General features: G+C 41.8%; 6 protein-coding genes and 1 pseudogene. 2 read left to right on the top strand and 5 right to left on the bottom strand.

From position 1 onward, the window contains the following. Positions 1-217 precede the first annotated feature (217 nt). The 5 genes from D3222_RS06990 to hpaB form a co-directional block, all read right to left on the bottom strand. Positions 218-6,841, bottom strand: coding sequence for a neuraminidase-like domain-containing protein (locus tag D3222_RS06990; RefSeq protein ID WP_118985515.1), 6,624 nt, complete (start codon positions 6,839-6,841; stop codon positions 218-220). Between the two features lie 418 nt (positions 6,842-7,259). Then, a complete protein-coding gene (locus D3222_RS06985; RefSeq protein WP_118985514.1) occupies positions 7,260-14,783 on the bottom strand; it encodes a neuraminidase-like domain-containing protein in 7,524 nt (2,507 codons plus the stop codon). 436 nt (positions 14,784-15,219) lie between these two features. After that, on the bottom strand, positions 15,220-16,689 hold the full coding sequence (dtpB, locus tag D3222_RS06980) for a dipeptide/tripeptide permease DtpB (protein ID WP_118985513.1): 1,470 nt from the start codon (positions 16,687-16,689) through the stop codon (positions 15,220-15,222). 325 nt (positions 16,690-17,014) lie between these two features. Continuing rightward, on the bottom strand, positions 17,015-17,533 hold the full coding sequence (gene hpaC, locus D3222_RS06975) for a 4-hydroxyphenylacetate 3-monooxygenase, reductase component (protein WP_118985512.1): 519 nt from the start codon (positions 17,531-17,533) through the stop codon (positions 17,015-17,017). Positions 17,534-17,552: 19 nt separating this feature from the next. Continuing rightward, positions 17,553-19,115, bottom strand: a complete 1,563-nt coding sequence (gene hpaB / locus D3222_RS06970; protein ID WP_118985511.1) for a 4-hydroxyphenylacetate 3-monooxygenase, oxygenase component — start codon at positions 19,113-19,115, stop codon at positions 17,553-17,555. A gap of 262 nt (positions 19,116-19,377) precedes the next feature. On the opposite strand from hpaB, the gene D3222_RS24980 reads away from it, so the two are divergent. Further along, positions 19,378-19,611, top strand: coding sequence for a hypothetical protein (locus tag D3222_RS24980; RefSeq protein WP_157975300.1), 234 nt, complete (start codon positions 19,378-19,380; stop codon positions 19,609-19,611). 599 nt (positions 19,612-20,210) lie between these two features. Beyond that, positions 20,211-20,414: pseudogene (locus tag D3222_RS25430) on the top strand (DUF6347 domain-containing protein); the annotation flags it as partial. Positions 20,415-20,579: the final 165 nt, after the last annotated feature.

The following is a 20,579-nucleotide window of genomic DNA, read 5'->3' as shown; positions in this document are numbered from 1 at the left end:
AATAACGAATTGAAATAGTTGCATTTGTTACATATGTATACTATGAAAAAGAAGAGGGTTGATATTTTATAGTGGGCAATCGGACTCACTAGAAAAGAAAGTATCTCTGTTATAACGAGCGTTGGGCAGGTAAGAAAGTGGACTTTGAGTGTGGTGTATATGCGTGCAAAGTTCAGGCCCCGTTTAGGAGCCTGTTTTTAGTATTTAATTGAGGTGGTTATTGGCGGATGGTGTAGCGAATATGCAGAATGATATCACTCAGTGTCTGCAACATGTTTTTTTGTTTGTCAGTCGCATTCGGAAAACTGAGTGTTAATATGCCGGTATCGTTAATCGCTATCCCTTCAAACGGCAGGAACTTGCCATTGTTAAAATCCAACTGGAATTGACCACTGTCATTTATCCCATGAGAGATCGCCAGTGATTTACAGCTTTCAGCTAACCCGGTTTCACTTCCTCCGTAGGACAGAATGGCTTGTACATCCTGATATGGTCCTAATAGGGCTGGTAAGGTGACACTGATCTGCTTGATGCGTCGGGTTTCGTTAGCAGATGCCGGGTAGTCTTCATGAATTTTCAGACTGGCAAGATTGACTGTGGCTATCAATTTATTGTCATGGAGACGGATGCCATTATTGTCATTGCCAAAGTTACCTTTACTTTTTTCGAGTAAGTCAGTGATTTTGGCTGTCAAATCAATTCTATCGTTATTAGGCTCAGTATAAACGTCTACTAATGAAACAGTACGTTCCACTTCCAGAGCGCGTTGATCCCACCTCAAATGGGCATCTTCCATTTGTGCCAAATTCAGCATCAAGGTTTCACCAGCCAGTAAACCAGCATGGGTTCCCTGCCAGGCGCCGGGTTTGATAAAGCTTGCCGCAGCATCATTAGTCTCCCAACGATAAGCCATTTCAGCCATCAGACAACGCGCTACGGCCAAATCGTAAAATTGGAAATAAATAGTAGCTAGCCGACCACGTAGCCAGTAGTACAACGCTTGATTACTGAATTTACGTTGTAGGAAGACCAATTGTGCGTGGGTTTGTTCCTGTTGGGTTTTCAGGCTGGTTTTCTGCAACACCGCAGCTTCATGGCGTATTGCCAGTGATTGAAGTTGAGCATCGATCTGTTTTATCTCTGTTTCGGCATGATTGCGCTGGATTTCCCACTCTTGACGACGACGGCGATAGGCTTCGGACTGGCTGATTTTGTCTGCTTCGGTGTTCATCACACTGGCGGAGAATTCCATGACATTACCTGTTGCTTCGGCAATCGCTCCCCAACGGCTACCGCCATCAGCGAGACCGAAAATGTTGGGTGCCAGATCCAGTGCGGCACCTGCCAGACGTGATGCTTGCAGGGCGGTGCCGAGGCCGGCAACGGAGGCATGCAATGTCATAGCCCGGTTTTCACCCGCATTGATATTTTCGTCGTATAACTTTTTGTAGCTGTCAAAGCGTGATTGTGCCCCGGCTTTGGATTTTTCTAGTACGGTTTTTTCCGCATCCAGCTCTGCGATGGTTTTGTCCTGTATGCTGAGATTAGTCAATATCAGTTCGGCTGCTTGATTCTGCAAGAGCGTGTTTAAAGCTTCCGCATCCTGACGTTCGATAATATTTTGTAGCGTAGAGCCGAATTGAGTGAGCTGGCTTACCATACTACGCGCGTTTTCCAGCATGTGTGGGAAACGCCACAGTGACATAAATGGCTGAGATAGAGCCGCTCCACCCTGGGAGCTAGCGACAGCGGCGCTAAGTAATGCTTTTGGATCCGTTGGTGTAGCGTAAATAGGCAGATGTAGCGGTTGGCCGTCGATAGAGAGGTTATGGCGTAGGTTGTACAGCCGTTGTTCCAGTTTCTGCCAGTAGTTTTGCATCACTTCATTGACCTGTGGCAAGAAAAGATCTGTCGGATTGTTGTGCCGACTAACATCACCTTGTCGCAGGGCGGACATTGCTTGGGCGTGTTGCTCTTGTTTTTCCGTTTTGGCCGCATCACCTAAACTCAGCTTACCCCACTCTGAACTGAACGATAAATCAGGTTTATCGCCTAACAGATGCAGTGCCTGCATATACCACATCTTAGCTTCGTTAAGCGTGTCTCGTTCTAACTGACGATAGGCGTAATCGCCACGGTCCAGCAACAGATCAAGAGTACGCATAAAGGTAGCGACTTTGTAATGCATTGGATCATATTGTGCTACAGCATCAGGATCGACTGAATTTAGTGGATCATCGTTCCAACGGGTATCTTCCAATAATGGGCGAACATTCCAGTGGTAGTGCTGAATCTGACCATGTTTAATATAACCGGATGGGTTCCATACATATTTCAGCCAACGGTTAGCTTCATCGAAGTTTTGTTCATGTAGCAAACGTTGAGTAATCAACATTGGGACATAGTAGAACAGTTCCCAGAAATAGAGACTGTTGGCACCGCTGAAATCCATGGGTTCGGTTCCCAATTTATTTTCTGTAAAAATAGGATCAATATTTTCCCTATAGCCTTTTGGATAATAACCTTGAAAATTAGTTTTATTAATAAACCAAAACTCTCCAATGTATCTTGGTTCTTCAGAGTATTTTACAAATAAATAAATCCAACAGTCGCCACTCTCCTGCTCATTTCCTGGCTTAGTACTATTACTACCATTTATGACGGATATATAAGTTTTGGAAAGATCAATTAATTGAATTTCATCCTTTAATTCACCCTGATAAATGATATTTTCTTCGTCAGGTTTTTCTATATCATTGCCTAACATTATTGTGATATTTTTGCTATTACCGTGAAAACTTGGGCTATATATTGGTAATGTTGCAATAAAATTATCATTCCATAAAATAGGCTCCTGAATATTCTGGGTCTCTATATTCAGAATAGTATCAATTCCAGTGGTGGCGCGACTGACTAATTGACGGGCGAACAGCGTATTAAGGCGGATACGATAACCTCCCCACTGCATATATTGCGCCCCGTTTATATCATTGTGAACAGTCAGGATATTATCGTTATCCGTTTCTGCTAATGAAGAGATTTCATACCGGTTATTAACCTTTATGATGCAATTGGCCTCAGTATTGGTATCAAATTGTTTACGAATGTGAGTTATATAATCTCCAAGATTTGTATCTTCAGATAGCATATTTGAAGAGATATGTAGCCCTTTTATTGGTGCTTCTGTTGTGTATTTATTCCAAACATCCTGTTTTTGATAAAACATTACCAGCAATTTATTGTCTTGATGATTTGCACAATAGAATCCTAGTTGTTGTTCCAGAAAATTTTGTTGCTTCTGTATCTCCTGTTGATTCAGTTCTTTCAGGTGATTATATATATCTATCTGAGTTGGCGGTTGTTCCAGTTTCTGCTCCCATCGTTCCAGTTTCTGCTGCCATTGTATTTGTAATTCCCTCAAGTCCGATTTTTTTAGTGGTTCCTGTGGCTCCGGTGGAATCAGTAGTGGTTTCAGTGGCATTATCCCCTGTGATCTCAGCCATTCCTGATTTTTCTGCTCTTTTTCCAGTTTTTCTTCTAATTGTTCTTGGTATTTTTTCAATTGTTCTAATAGCTTCGATATCTCTAATAACTTCGACTTAGACATTTTCAAAACATCGGGGATTCTGTCATTCATATCAAAGCTGATTGGTGTGCTCCAGGTACCGTCATAACGGATATGTGCTAGTTTTAGTTCATAATAATAATCTTCGACGGTTTGATTATTATCTGCCTGTTTAGTAATTTTCTTCTGTTCCAGCCAGATCAGATACAGGCGGGATTGGAAAATTACCGGACGGATAGTGCTCTTATAGGGATTTATTGGACAATCAATTTTGTTCCACTCACTCCAGGCGTTAGCAGGGAACTTACCGTCGCTGAATTTATTGTGATCCACGCTACGCCAATAATATTGATTCACTTCCGTTTTACTGTGCCCGATAAAATAGGTTAATCCTTGATCACTGTTGGCGTTGTTATGATAGGCGCTGACGATTTCCAGATTAGCCACCTGTTCGAACGACGTCAGATAAGACATAAAGGCGTCTTCTACCGTGTCGGTATTTAATTGACTCTGGCTGATGGATTGCAGCAACGTATCCATCATTTTTGTTCGCCCAATTCGTATCGTCGGATCGATGTAATTTTCAGGGTAGTAGACAAGCTTAGCAATGCCGGCCCAGGTGCTGTAGCGTTTGTTGTATTGATCCCAATCAGTAAAAAATGGCCGGGTGACAACCTGCGAAACCGCGTTTCCCTCCATGTTTTTCAATGCCCGGTTAATATATAACTGGATACTGGAGATTGCCTCAGCAATCTGAGTCGTTTTTATCGCGGTGGAAACCTGATTATCAATCAATAAATACTGGTACAGATCATCACGGTTTTTAATTTTTACATCTGTGTTAGCAACCTTATGAATATAGTAATTGCTTAATGCAGTACTGCGAGACTCATCCAGAAAGGTGTGCAGAGCATTGGCCTTTTGGGTGTCCAACCCGGTGGTTAATATCGCAGCGACGTTTTCCCACTTGTTATAGGCCAGGGGGAGGGTTGAGGTTAATAATTCCACCAGATCTGAAACGCTCTGCGGAGACATGTTCAATTGACGCGCGATATTAACCCATTGCCGGATAGTATCGATAGATGACCAGTTGGAGAAATTAACTTTGGCTTGAGTCTTGGCTTGCTCCAGTAGATTTTTATCAAGATTCATGGCATCAGCCAACTGTTTTACCTCTAATGTTCCCTTTTCAAATTCGGTCAATACAGAAGAGGCGTTTTCACCCAGAGAGTTAACCCAGTCAGTAAACCGGGTTAGCATGATCAGTGATAATGCATTGTGTGTTGACGCTGTTCCTGCGGTAAGACCAAAAAGTTGCGGTTGTGTGACAAACAGACGTAAAGTGTTTTCGCTAAGGCCGATGGAACGATAAATCAGCGCTAGTTGTGCCAGACATTGGCAATATTGGGCTGCTTGTTCTGGTGTGACAGCAGTTGATTGTTTTGGATTGTGTTGAGCTTGTAACCATTCCCAGAATTTTGTTGCTGTCATTGCACCAGCGCCCGGTTTTAGTTGATCTGCCCAAATGAGTACATAGTGAGCGGCATTTTCAGATGGCAATTGTAGAACGGCGGCGATATAAGGAGAGATCTTCAACAGGAGATTTGCCTCGTTCTCACTGTTAAAGCCTTGCAAACCATTGTAGACAGTATCTAGCAGATTCTGGATTTCTGGCGTCAGGTTTTTGTTATAGTTGGAGGTGGTCATCATAAACAACAGGTACGTATTCCATTTCTGTGTACGCGCCCACTGGGTAATGCTATAAAGTTTGTCGATCAGAACAGCCAGATTGTCATCATTGATCCCAGATAAACTGGTTGATCCTTCACCTATGGCAACTAGCAGTAAATTCAGCTCATTAACAGTTAACTGATGGACATCTGCTAGTAATTTGGTCAAATAGAGATAAGAAATATTAGTTAAGTTATTGGTTATTTTTCCATTGTCATTGTCACGATGAGTCATCTTTAATAATTGATAAAGCGGGATATCATCGACATTAAATGCCCGTTTAAGCACTTCTTTTTGTTGGTTATCAGTATTGTTTTGGCTTAAATCAATCTCTTCATCCCAAACGTGAAAATCCTGACCATTCAATGGTGGGGTATTAAATAAACGACTAAATTGATCGGGGCTACGGCTATAGTAATTTTGTGAAATTGGTGTATTGCACAGAATCAATGCAGTCTCAGCATCAATACCGTAACGTTGCATATAGTATTTAACGCGAAAGATTTTCTTTAATATCTCTATATTGATGTCTGGTATATCGTTCAGGTCATCGTATATAGTAGGGCTATATTCCAGGGTGATTTCTATAGGTTGGGATATTTCCTGATAAGTTCTACTAAAGGCAATGTTTTTAAGGAGTTCCGGTGCCATTTCTGTGGCTCGTGACAGAAGAATAATCTTATTAAGCCTGAGTAGATAATATTGAGCCGGTTGTTGGCTACCATATTCGGAATTCATTTCCTCATGTATTAGCCTAATATTTCGTTGATCAATAAACTGGTTAACTTCTTCATCAGTCAAATTATAATAGATTTTTAGGTATTCTAGCGTTGCCATTAAAGAGGGCTGAATATCGTCAAAGTTTTTTTTATAGAACTTTTTAATCTCTTCTTCGTCATCTGTAATCTGCTCTGTTAGGATATTAAATAGTTCTGGAGAGATGGAGATATTAATCCCCAACAGGGAAGTTTGATATTTCAGTTTAGCGATATCTGTTTCTGGGGATGGGCTAAACTGGTCGAATACTGGATTTTGTAACTGAATAACTTTGCATATATTTTCATAAGCATCGTGATATGGCATCGAACCAGCAGGGCGAAAGGTTGATAGCGCTTTCATCACATCAGTATGGTTTTTTTGTCCGGTCAGCGTCTTAATCCCTTCCAGCAGCACTTTATTGGACAGAGAGAGTGTAGAAACTTCATCATCCATATTTTGCTGACTGAGTGGCAGTAATTTTAGATCCGGGCGGCGTTTATCCAGATGATAAAGGGAACTTTCTGCATGTAAATCCCGCGCCTGGCGATAAAGTTCGGTCAGATAAGCGGCGGGAGAGAACATGGAAGCAACTGCGCCGGGGGGGACATACTGGCTGGCGCGGCCACCAAATTTACTGTTATAACCTTGCTGATCAGCATGAGGCTCTGTAATAGCAAGATGTATCGCATTTTGTAATTGGGGATTAGCACGTTTGAGGATACTTGCCTCATGCAGTCGGTTAGCTTTTTGTGCCTGTTGTGTTAGTTCGGGAGTGATTGTGCTCATGTTTATTCCTTTTAAATATTAAATAAATAAAATACTTATGCTGCCCTGAGTCCCATGAATACAGTAAATTCATTAAAATAGGGCAGCAAATATGACGATTGATAACAAAATGAAATAGGTTGAAAGTGACTGGAAAATAAAAAGATATTATTCAATAATTAACTATTTCATAACGTTATTATCTATAATTTCTTTAAATAGCCGTTGTGATGCAATAACAAAAAATATAATTGCGTACATGATAGTTGAAATTATATATAGTAAATAATTGTAATAATTACATTTATTATAAATGGTATTTTATGAAAAATAAGGTGTTTAATATTTTGTGATGAGGGAAGGAAACTTTTGGAAAATGCATTATTTTGGCTGTTTACAGGCCCCGTTTTGGGGCCTGTTTTGGTGTTATGTTGAATGATTATTCAATAATCGTGTAACGAATATGCAGAATGATATCGTTTAACGTTTGCAACATAGCTTTCTGCTTGCTGGTGGCATTTGGGAAGCTCAACGCTAGTGTACCCTTATCATCAACGGCAATTCCTTCAAACGGCAAGAATTTGCCGTCATTGAAATCGAGCTGGAATTGACCGCTGTCATTCATCCCGTGAGAAACTGCCAGTGCCTTACAGCCTTTAGCTAACCCGGTGGCATCTCCACCGTAAGACAGAATTGCCTGTACATCCTGATATGGTCCTAATAGTGCTGGCAAGGAGACACTGATCTGTTTGATACGACGGATCTTACCAATGGATACCGGGTAATCGCTGCGAATGTTCAGATCTAATAATGAAATTGACGCTTGTAGTGAGGTTTTGGTATCGGTACCGGTACCAAACGCCAGCTTATTACCGCCGTTGCCAGTACTGCCTGAACCTTTAGTCACTAATTCTGCGATTTTCTCCGCAAGATTGAATTTATCGTTGGATAGTCCAGCATAAACTTCGGCCAGTGAAATAGTTCGCTCCACTTCAAGCGCCCGTTGATCGCGCTTCAGATGAGCATCTTCCATTTGCGCCAGACTCAGCATCAAGGTTTCACCAGCGAGCAGACCGGCATAGGTTCCTTGCCAGGCTCCGGGCTTAATGAAGCGAGCAGCGGTATCATTAGTTTCCCAACGATAAGCCAATTCAGCCATTAAACAGCGGGCTACCGCCAGATCGTAGAACTGGAAGTAAATAGCCGCCAGTCGACCGCGCAGCCAGTTATACAGCGCCTGATTGCTAAATTTGCGTTGTAGGAAGGCCAGTTGAGCTTGAGTCTGTTCTTGTTGGGTTTTCAGACTGGTTTTCTGCAATACTGCGGCTTCACGGCGCACTGTCAATGAGTTAAGTTGAGCGTCAATTTGTTTCAATTCCGTTTCGGCATTATTACGCTGGATTTCCCACTCCTGACGACGACGGCGATAAGTTTCAGACTGACTAATCTTATCTGCTTCGGTGTTCATGACATTAGCGGAGAATTCCATCACATAGCCTGTTGCTTCGGCAATGGCGCCCCAACGGCTGCCGCCGCCAGCGAGGCCGAAAATGTTAGGTATCAGATCAGCCGCCGCACCTGCCAGACGTGATGCTTGAACCGCTGTGGTGAGACTGGCGGCGTTGGCACGTAGCGATATCGCGCGATCTTCACCCGCATTGATATTTTCATCGTACAACTTACTGTAGCTGTCAAAACGCGATTGTGCTCCGGCGCGGGTTTTCTCCAGCACAACTTTTTCGGCATCCAATTCTTCAATGGTTTTGTCCTGAATGCTGAGGTTGGTCAATATCAATTCTGCCGCCTGATTTTGCAGTAAGGCATTTAGCGCTTCTGCGTCTTGGCGTTCGATAATATTTTGTAATATGGAGCCAAACTGAGTGAGCTGACTGACCATATTGCGTGCGTTTTCCAACATGTGAGGGAAACGCCATAGCGATATGGATACTTGCGGAAGAGGGTTTCCACCTTGAGAAGTCGCAACGGCTGCACTGAGCAATGCTTTAGGATCTGCCGGTGTGGCATACATTGGCAGATACAGCGGTTGACCGTCGATAGCGAGATTATGACGCAGGTTATACAGCCGTTGCTCCAACGTCTGCCAGTAGCTCATCATCACTTCATTGATTTGTGGCAGGAAAAGATCGGTCAGGCTGTTTGCGGTGCGTAATAATGATGGTGTTGGTGCACCTTGTCGCAGGGCAACCATTGAGCGGGAGTAGGCTTTTTGCGTGGTAGCGTCAGCCGCCTTATCCAGACGTGGATCGTCCCAGGTTGGACTGAGTGGCAGATAGGGTTTATCACCTAGCAGGTTCAGCGCCTGCATATACCACATTTTGGCCTCGTTGAGCGTATCCCGTTCCAGTTGACGATAGGCGTAATCCCCACGAGCCATTAGCAGATCAAGAGTGCGCATAAAGGTCGAAACTTTGTAGTGCATGGGATCATGCTGTGCTACTGCGTCAGGATCGACGGAATCCAGGGGATCACTGTTCCAGCTAGTATTTTCTAACAGTGGACGCACATTCCACCGATAGTTCTGAATTTGACCATGCACAATATAACCTGATGGACTCCAGACATATTTCAGCCAGCGGTTAGCTTCATCGAAGTTTTGTTCATGTAGTAAACGCTGAGCAACCAGCATCGGGGTGTAGTAGAACAGCTCCCAGAAGTAGAGGCTGTTAGCACCGCTGAAATTCATCGGTTCTGTGAAAGAAGGTACGACGGTGGCTGATGCGAGCCCTGGGAAAGTGCCTTTGTTATGAGTTGTATCGAGTATAGCGGGTTCATTATTATCCTTTTTAACAAAGCGGATATCATTTGTTTTTCCCTTTTGATAAACCGCATAGACATAGAGGTTGTCTTTATTTCCAAAAGCATCATCAAGACGAGGTAAGAATAACCTTACTGTTGTTTGTGTTATATCACTTAATGTTCCCTGATAAATGGGAAAATAATCACCTGATTTAAAAATACCAGAATACATAATCGTAAAGGACTTATTAGTACCGTGGATATCAGGGTTATATTTATCCATAAACAATTCTATATAAGCGCCTATTCCCATCATCGGTTCCTGAATATTCTGAGTTTCCATACTCAGAATCGTATCAATTCCGGTAGTAGCACGTTCAACTAATTGGCGGGCAAATAGAGTATTAAGGCGAATGCGATAAGCTCCCCATTGCATATATTGCGCACCATTTTCATTATGGTGGAGGGTCATAGCATTAGCGGTATCAACCTTACGAGTGACAGGTATACTGAAAATTTCCGAACCTAGCTTACGACCATCCTCGGCAAATGCCGTGAAGGTGACATCAATACTGGCTGAATTATTAACAAAATTTAGACCTGAGCCATCTATTTCGAGAGTATTGAACTGATAATACATTTCTTCCAGGCTAGGTGATGGTTGAGTGGAAACGTGTTTATCTGCTGTAAAAGGTTGCTCATTACTGCCCGCTTTTACTGTTACCTGAACTTTTGCCGGGGAAATTTCAGTATTGATATCTATTGGTCCCCGGACATTAGTGATTATTTCTTGCCAGTCATACATTATAAAATTTTTTTTAAAATCAGGTGATTCGTTTGGTATGTATTTAATATAATCATAACTGTTTTTACTTTCTTTATATGAGAGGTGATTTTCAGTTTCATCCGCTAAAATTACAACTCCGGAATTGCTATTCCGATAGAACAACAGTTGCCCTTCATTTAGATTATTGGTGTTTCCACTATATTGATAAACAGGATAAAAAATCTGTTTACTTGACGCCTCTGGATGGATACCCAAATTTGTATAGATAATAAACTTATCACCGAGCTTACCGTATTTTTTCATCAGGTTACACTGATAATGTTGTTGCTCTTCACGGCCATTATGAATTATTTTTAATCTTGGTGAGATATTGATTTTTAAATCACCTGATGTGGCTTGATAGCTGATAACTGGGATATTTCCGCCATATACTTGGCTAATGTAGTAATCTCCCCAACTATAATCTTTGCGGTTATTTACTGATGAAGGGACTTCATAATTTTCTGTATATCTATTATTTACCCTTCTAATGTTATTGGTATCAAACTGTTTATAGACATTACTTAGGTAAATTTTGCTTTGTTGACTGGACTTATCCAGGTCTTTTGACACCATATCAGAGAAAATATGCATTCCCTCTACCAAGGCAGTTTTGTAATCATCTAGTTTTTGTTTCTTGCAATAAAATAATACCAGCAAAGTATCTTCTTTTTGGCTACTGGCACAATAGAGACCGAGTGCTTTATTTTCTATTTCTAAAGCAGATATCTTGCTATTGACATCAAAAGTGATTGGCGTGTTCCAAGTGCCATCATAACGGATATGTGCCAGTTTCAGTTCATAACGGTAATCTGTCTCAGTTTGATTACTATTTTCCTTTTGTTTAACAATCTCTTTTCGTTCCAGCCAGATCAGGTACAGACGGGATTTATAAATAACCGGGCGAATAATGCTCTGATAGGGATTAATCGGGCAATCAATTTTACTCCATTCACTCCAGGCATTAGCAGCAAACTTGCCGCCACTGTATTTACTGTGATCAACACTACGCCAATAATATTCACCAGCGTCAGTTTCACTGCGCCCGATAAAATAGGTCAGCCCTTGGTCATTATTGATATTATCGTGATAAGCGCTAATCACTTGCAAATTGGCTATCTGTTCAAATGATGTCAGATAGGACATAAAGGCGTCTTCGACGGTATCGGCATTCAATTGGCTCTGGCTGACGGATTGCAACAGCGTATCCATCATCTTCGTTTGCCCGATGCGCATCGTTGGGTCAATGTAATTTTCCGGGTAGTAAGCTAATTGGGATACGCCGGACCAAGTGCTATAACGCTTATTATATTTATCCCAATCGATAAAGAATTGGCGACTGATAACGCCTGAATTAGCATTTTTTTCTACATTTTCCAGTACTCGGTTGACATACAGTTGAATGCTGGCAATGGCTTCGGCGATCCGAGTGGTTTTAATGGCGGCGGAAACCTGATTATCAATCAGCAAATATTGGTATAGGTCATCGCGACTTTTAATCGCAGCCGCTGCCTTGGCGACTTGACGAATATAATAGGTGCTTAATGCAGCGCTGCGGGATTCATCCAGAAAAGCGTGCAAAGTATCGGCCTGTTGTGAGTTCAATCCGGCGGTTAATACCCCTGCTGCGTTTTCCCACTGGGCATAGGTCGGAGTTTTCTGTACTGGTCGAATATAATCTAGCGCAACCAACGCCGAAACGCCTTGTGGGGAGGTATTTAATTGACCTGCGACATTAACCCATTGCAGGATGATGTCGATAGATTTCCAGTTGGAGAAAGCATTTTCTTTAGTAATCTGTTTATGATCTTGTGCCTGAATAGAGGCTTGCGACACTAAATTAGCATCAAGATTCATGGCATTAGCTAGTTGCTCTGCCGTCAATGTCTTATTTTCAAAAGCAGTCAGCACAGTGGAGGCTTTTGTACTCAGCGTATTAACCCAGTCAGCAAAACGTGTCAACATTACCAACGATAGTGCATCGTGATTAGGTGCGGTTCCGGTCGGAAAACCAAATATCTCTGGTTTTGTTACAAATAAGCGAAAAGCGTTTTCGCTGAGGCTGGAAGAATGGTAAATCATGCCCAATTGTGCTAATGCCTGACAATATTGAACAATATGTTCCTGCATTTCTAATGTTTTTGATGAACCCGGAATGTATTTATCCCGTAACCAGAGCCAGAATTTTTCTGCTGTTATTGAACCATTGCCAGGTTTTAGTTTATCTGCCCAAATGAGCATGGAATGGGCGACATGCTCGGAGGGTAATTGCAGAGTAGCGGCGATATAAGGAGACATGGCATCCAGCAGATTTGCCTGTTGCTTATCAAATTTTTGCAAACCATGATAAACGGTATCTAGCAGGTTTTGGATTTCTGGTGTAAGTGTGGTGTCATAGCTGGTGGTAGCCATAACAAACAGTTGATACACATTCCATTTTTGTGCGCGTAGCCGGTTGGTAATAGCGTAGAGTTTGTTAAGCAGGGCGGCCAGTTCATTATCTTTGATTTCGGATAAATTATTTTTCTCTTCACCTGTGGCAACCAGTAATAAATCTAGCTCATCAATGGTTAATTGGTGAATTTCAGCCAGTAGTTGGATTCGATAGAGAGCAGAAAGATTTTTTGTGTTATTAGCAATTTTTCCACTGGAATTGCCATGATTAGCTATTTTTAACAAGCGATAGAGTGAGATATCGTCAACATTAAACGCACGTTTAAGTACCGTTTTGCGCCAATCATCAGCGCTACCTGGATTTAAATCAAGTTCTTCATTCTCAGCGGAAAAATATTGTCCATTCAGTGGTGGGGTATTAAATAGACGATCAAACTGACTAGGCTGATTATCATAGGCACGTTGTGAAATGGCGGCATTGCATAATATCAAAGCAGTTTCTGCGTTAATACCGTAACGCTGCATATAGTGTTTAACCAGAAAGACTTTTCCTAATGCTTCCGCGTTAATATCCAGTTCTTGATTGACACTAAGGATAATTCTCTCTAGTACCATTGGTGATAATTCTGTTGCGCGGGACAGACGAATAGCTTTATTCAGTTTTAGTAGGAAAGAGTATTGGTTATACCTTTCAACGGTAAATTTCGCGGTAGCATAATAATACCCTCCTCCCTTAACTACTCGTTGTAGACCGATTGCAAATGGCTGGCTAATATCAGTTGTAGTTAATGTAATACCAACTGTGTATTTGGTATTTATCTGAGGAGTTATATTTATTCGTGCAAGTTCTTTACCACCGTTTAATTCAATTTTCAGGTAAACGGTGTCATTTTTTGGCATTTTAAAATTATAGTTTAATTGATAACTCTCACCTCCAAGAGGAAATAGACTAACTTCATTTATTTGATTAGCATTTCCGGTATATTCCCGGGTAATTCGATAAATATAGACTGAACCATCTTTGTTGATTATCTTTGTGATTAGCTGATTGTCACTATATTCCTGTTTATTGGCATCGAAATAGTATTTTTTGCCAATAAACTGACTAAGTTCTTCATCGCTTAAATTATAATAACTTTTAAGATATACGGGTATTGCCAGTGAAGCGGGTTCGATATTGCCAAAATTTTTCTTATAGAGATCCTTGGCATTTTTTTCGGTAATTTCTTCCGTCAGAATATTAAACAATTCTGGAGAAATAGAGGCATTAATTCCCAGCAGAGAAGCTTGATTCATCAGCCCGGCAACGGCTGGTGATGCATTGAGTTGTTCAAGACCGGGATCTTGTAATTGAATAACCTTACGCACGTTTTCGTAAGCATCGTGATAGGGCGTCGCACCAGAAGGGCGGAAAGTGGACAGCATTTCCATCACCTTCGCATGACTGTCTAATTTAGACTGATTTTTAATCCCTTCCAGCAACAGCTCATTAGACAGAGAAAGTGTAGAAAGTTCTGTCTCCATATTTTGCTGGCTAAGGGCGAGAGATTTCAGATCTGGGCGACGATTATCCAGATGATAAACGGAGTCGATGGCGTGTAAATTACGTGCTTCACGATAGAGTTCAGTCAGATAGGCGGCAGGAGAAAACATAGAAGAGGCTGCACCCGGAGTGGCGTACTGATTGGCACGGCCACCAAATTCATTATTGTAACTTTGCAGTTCAGCATGAGGGAGAGTAATGCCAAGGTGCACTGCATTTTGTAACTGAGGATTAGCACGTTTGAGAATGCGTGCTTCATGCAGTCGATTATCCTTTTGTGCCTGTTGTGCATCACGATATAGGTTGTGAGTCTCTGACCAAGAGAGATGATCACAGACTTCCTGACGGAATTCGTTAAAAGAGTAGTGGCAAATATCTGTCAGGCAGTTAAAACCACACTGGCTTCTCAACACTTCAGGGAGTTCGGATATTGGTGAGTTCATGCGGGTTCCTTTTATAAGCATATGAAGTAAATAAAACATCTGTGTTGCCAGGCATCGTGGGTATCATAAAACCCATTAAAAAAAGGCAACAAATGTAATTTCTGATAATTGGATGGAATTTGATCGCAAATGGCTGAAAAATAGCAGGATCTCACTCAATTCTTTCAGAAAGTCACAGTGCTATTATTTTTTTTAAATAGCATGTAAACGCAATAATAAAATTTATAACTGTGCTTCTAATAATAAAAATTGTAATAATAATTAAATAAAATAGTGAGCATCCGTGTTTAATCGGAGGTTCTTAGCAAAAATCACAATATTGGAAGTTATGTCGTAAGTAGCGGGAAAATTTGAAAAAGGTACTACCCGCTCGAATAAAAATGCTTAAACGAGCGGTATTTCCTCCTTTGGCGAGGTTTTTTTATTTTAGATCAAATCATATTTTTTGTTTTTCACTCATCATACGGTTCAGCCACGGCACGGTGACCGCCATGATGATAGCGACGATAAAAGTAGCAATACCAATTTTGCCGAATACGCTGGTATAGATTGGTAATGTTTGCAATGGGTCCGTAATACCTTTCGGTGCGGCCGTAAGGGCTGCGACATAGCCGCCGAGTAAAGAGGAAGTTGCTTGCGTTAAATACCACATACCGAGAATAAAACCCATCAGGTACTGAGGAACGAAAGCCGCAATCATTGCCAGGCCCAACGCACTGATCATCAATTCACCGACGCCTTGGAAGAGATAAACCAGAACGATAAACCAAGGGGAGGTCAAACCTTGTTCATCTGCAAACCACAAACCGGCAGCGGCGGCGGTCAGGAAACCTAAAGAGCACAAGAACATACCCACCGTAAACTTAGCTGGCATTGTGAGGTCTTTACCTTTAGCACCCAAGTGAGTGTATAAGGCGGCGAGTATCGGGCTGGCAACAACGATCCAGAACGGGTTAAGCGCCTGGAAACTGACCGGGTTAATGTCAAAACCAAGCAACTGATGGTGAACGTTATGGATGGCGAAGAAGTTTAGAGAAGTTGGCATCTGAGCATACAGGATGAAGAATACAATCGCTTGCAGCATCAAAATGAAAGCAACAAACATTTTGTTGCGGCCAGCTTTATCCTGTTTTAATGCTTCACGGAAGAAGATAAACACCACGATAACAGATAGGGTAATCAGCACAATATTCGCTATTTTCACGTTGTGCATCAGCCATGCACAGACGTAAACCATCGCAACACTGCCTGCTAATACCAAGAATAGGTTTTTATAGTTGATTCGTTGATGGTCGGGTTCAGAACCAATATTACGTACCGTATTGCGACAGAAAATATAGACCAGCAGGGCAATAATCATGCCAATACCACAAATATTGTAGGTAACGGCATAACTAAATTTTTCCGCAACAACGGGAGCGAGAGCGAGTGAGAACAGCGAGCCGAGGTTGATTGACATATAAAATAGGGTAAAAGCACCGTCCAGACGAGGATCTTTGGGTGGATAGCATTTAGACAGCAGGCTGGCCGGGTTGGCTTTGAACAGGCCGTTACCAACGGCGATGGTTCCCAAGGCGTAGAAAATTAAATCAGGGTGTAGGATGGAAAGGCCAGTCATAAAATAGCCGATTGCCAGGACAATGGCACCCAACACAATGGTTCGTTTAGTTCCCAGTAAGTGGTCACCTACATAACCGCCAATCGAGATCAAACCATAAACCAACGCGGCGAATGCACCGAAGGTAATAAACGCTTGTTCCTGGGAAAATCCCAATTTTTGTACAAAATAGACAGCAAGAACGCCTTGTACGCCGTAGTAGCCGAATCGTTCCCAAAGCTCGACGAAGAAAATCATAAAGAACGGCTTGGGTTGTTGTAATAAACCGATGGATGCGGGTTTATTCATAGTTGATTGCCTCTGATTAGCATTATTGGTTGAAATACACTCGGAAATGTACAGTGACGTTCAGTGACATGATCTGTCGCTAAAGTGGTTTTTTTATGTACTTTATCCAAGTGATCGGAGGACGGTAGATTATTATATGGTTAAAATATGTTCCTGGTTGGCGATCACACTAATATAAAGATATTAATATTGAATTTAATAGTATATTCATCAGGTGAATATCAAAAATAATCAGAAGTTTAATGGAAGTGTTGATAAAAAACGCTATTCAGGCCGTTTAAGGCCTGAATAGTGGAAGAACAATCACTGCTCGATGGAGAAGCAGTTAAACTGTGGCGGCTTCAATTTCCAACATAACTGGACGGAAATTACGCTTGAAATAGATGAGACCGTGGCCTTGTTCACTTACCGTGATATGTTTAATGTGAACCAGATACACGTTATGTGTTCCCACTTCTTGAACCTGCTCAATTTCACCTTCAAGGCTGGCGAGGGTGCCGGTTAACACCGGTTGACCTAATATTCCTTTCTGCCAGATATTCCAGCGAAAGCGCTCTTCCATGCTGACTCCAGTCATACCGGCAAAGTGGCGTGCCATCAATTCTTGTTCGTGGTTTAAAATATTTACACACAGGCGGCCATTTTCCTGAAAAACGGTATTCATAGCACTGCTGCGGTTAATGCATACCATCAGCGTGGGTGGCGTATCGGTGATTGAGCATACCGCTGTGGCAGTGATGCCACAGCATCCGGCATGGCCATCGGTGGTGACGATATTCACCGCTGCTGACAGACTCGCCATCGCATCTCTGAAACGCAGGCGATGTTCATTTTCTAAGGACATGTTGGCCTCCTGCTACCGATTATTTCAGCAGCTTATCTAACTGGTTAATATCGCTATTATTGTATAAATGTGGCCTACGCCAGCCATGCTGATCATAATCAGCAAGGCAGCGATCAACCATATCCATCATTTTTTTCATATTGCCAGAGCCATGAGCATGGCGCAGACATTGCATACGAATTTCATCCTGACTTCCGGCATAGTTGATTTCGTACAACTCATGACGGCCACCAAATTCACTACCAATGGCATCCCACATCAGTTTTAAAATCTTAATGCGCTCAACGTGATCGATACCATTGGAACCCCGAACATACCGAGCCAGATATTTATCAATTTCTGGGTTATTCATATCACGGACACTGGATGGTAGATAAATTAGGCCGCTGGTGACGTTACTTTCAATAATATTCTTAATTTTCGTGTAGGCCGTTGGTGCCATAACGCGATAAGTTTGTATTGCCTGAGTATCTGGCAGATAAGCGCCACCTTTCCACGGTTTGGCTTCCGCCCACATTGCATCACTCAGTGACCAAAACAGGTTACGCCAGGCAACCACTTCACCCAAGTTAGCCTGGACACCACGGAATTCTATCACGCCGGTACATTCCAAACTCCTTTGTAGCAGGGCAGTGATGAAATCCAGCTTCACCGCTAGCCGTACACAAGCCTGTAATGGGAACAGACTGGTGAAACCCGCTTGAATTGCCCAGTTACGTGCACGGTCAAAATCACGGTAAATCAGGACATTTTCCCAAGGGATAAGTACCTTATCCATCACCAGAATCGCGTCGTTTTCATCGAAACGGCTGGATAAGGGATAATCGAATGGGGAACCTGTTGCGCCTGCCACCAATTCATAGGAGCCGCGGGAGATCAGTTTCACGCCTTCCGCATCCATTGGCGCGACAAACATCAGGGCGAAATCAGGGTTATCCCCCATTACTTGTGCGGAGCCAAAACCGATAAAGTTATAGTGAGTCAGGGCTGAGTTAGTTGCTACCACTTTTGCGCCGCTGACGATGATACCGGCATCAGTTTCTTTTTCTAGCTGAATATAGACATCACGCGTTTGATCGGCGGGTTTATGGCGATCGATGGGTGGATTGACAATGGCGTGGTTAAAGTAAACACCTGTTTCCTGAATACGTTTGTACCAGGTACGGGCGTTATCAGCGAACTGACCATAATATTCAGGAAATGCGCCAAGTACATTGCCGAAGGCCGCTTTATAGTCAGGTGAACGGCCCATCCAGCCATAAGTTTGACGTGACCATTCAGCGATAGCATCACGTTGTTGGCGTAGATCATCCACACTGGTAGCAAAGCGGAAGAATTTGTGAGTGTACCCGCCATTGCCGGTATCGGTATTCCAGCACAGGGTATCATGGGTTTCCGGGGCATGCAGGGCATCGTACAACTGACCGATTGAAGCAGCAGAATTGCGGAATGCGGGATGTGTAGTGACATCTTTTACGCGTTCGCCATAAATGTAAATTTCGCGGCCATCCTGAAGGCTTTTCAGGTACTCTTCACCGGTGAAAGGACGTTTTTTGTCGGCGCGAAAATCTTCTGGTTTCATGTCTACCTCACAGTCGTCATAAAAAGCGCCTGTCTTGATATAATATAATCAATATTGGCACGTAAATGTTAATTTAATGTTTGTTTTGTGTTTCTTAATTGAAGCTTTAGAACGGCTTTTCTTGAAGAGATTTTCGGAAGGTTAGCGGGTACTTTTCGTTGGGAAGGATGCTTTGTTATTTAAAGTGTGATCCAGGCGATATTTTTGTAGCGATTATTTAATCTGTTTTTCGCTGGTTGAGTAGATAAGATTTCTTACGAGATTGACTACTGCACGATGGACAGCGAATTCGGGATTACCACCGAATACGTATGGCGCTCCAGGCAATATTTGTGATACTCAATTTTGTATTGAACGACTTGGTCGCCAGATGGTTTGCTTCACGTTTTCAATGGTCACGGTAGGTCTGGATGCCAGCTATTTTACGGTTACTTCCTGTCATCTCGTTGAAACTCGCCATATCATATCGGTTCTGAGGGGAGCGCCGCCCAAATAAAAGGAATAGGATTAACTAAACAACCTCAATACCGCATTATATATTTCCAACTATCGCACCTCGTATCATTTTATGTAAAGATTTTTTGATAAATTTTTTATTAAAATCCAATCTACCTCACGTAATTGTTGCGGCTTTATTATCTATTTTGTTGTATTTTTTAAATTTTAATTTAATTTGATATAAAATTTTATTTTTTGTTTTTTTTATGGTTTTTATGGTCTTATCTTCCATTTTTTTACCATTGTTAATACATATAATGATTTGTTAATGTTTTATTTTTTTGTATTTGATTGATTTAAAAGGACTATGTTGTCTTTTTCTTTTAATATAAGCCAATTTTTACTGAGGTTTGAAAGTTAAGCTAAACCGATGTATACCAGTTATCTATAAAAATTAAAATCAGTTTTATTGCCTTGAAAAATACGAAATAAACCAATATAACTTACACACGCTATTACGAATGGTGGGGTATATCTATTAGTAAGTTAAGAGAATGTCATGACCGTAATTTTTAGGGGATCTGGATTGGTTTTCTTTAATATTGTGATTCGTAGCGTTATTGACACTGTACCTATTGGTGGTGTTTTTTTTCTCAGCACATGGCAGGAGGACCACTTTCCATTGGCATTTTTCTGGCATTCTATTTACTGGTGGTGATTGTTTCTGTTTCAGCAGAAGTTATTTTTGACGGTGTGTTGCAGACTGTCAGAAAATATGAACGCGAGGATAAGAATAATCTTGGTAATAATATCCGTATAAAAAAATCAAGGTTATCAGGCATAGGGAAAATTCAACTGTGATTGCAGAAAATATAACAATATTGCAGTAAATAATTTTTGATGAGTCATTAAACGATCATGGAAAGATCATTTTGGTGTAAACAACAGCGGTGAATTCACTATGCATAGCACAATTTATTGGTGTGTGTTGCGTATGGGATTATTTCACCTAAAGCGTGAGGAGTA

This window comes from Photorhabdus sp. CRCIA-P01 (genome assembly GCF_003545805.1).
GTDB classification, from domain to species: domain Bacteria; phylum Pseudomonadota; class Gammaproteobacteria; order Enterobacterales; family Enterobacteriaceae; genus Photorhabdus; species Photorhabdus antumapuensis.
The sequence above is the reverse complement of the archived record's forward strand: the minus strand, read 5'-3'. Positions and strand labels throughout refer to the sequence as shown.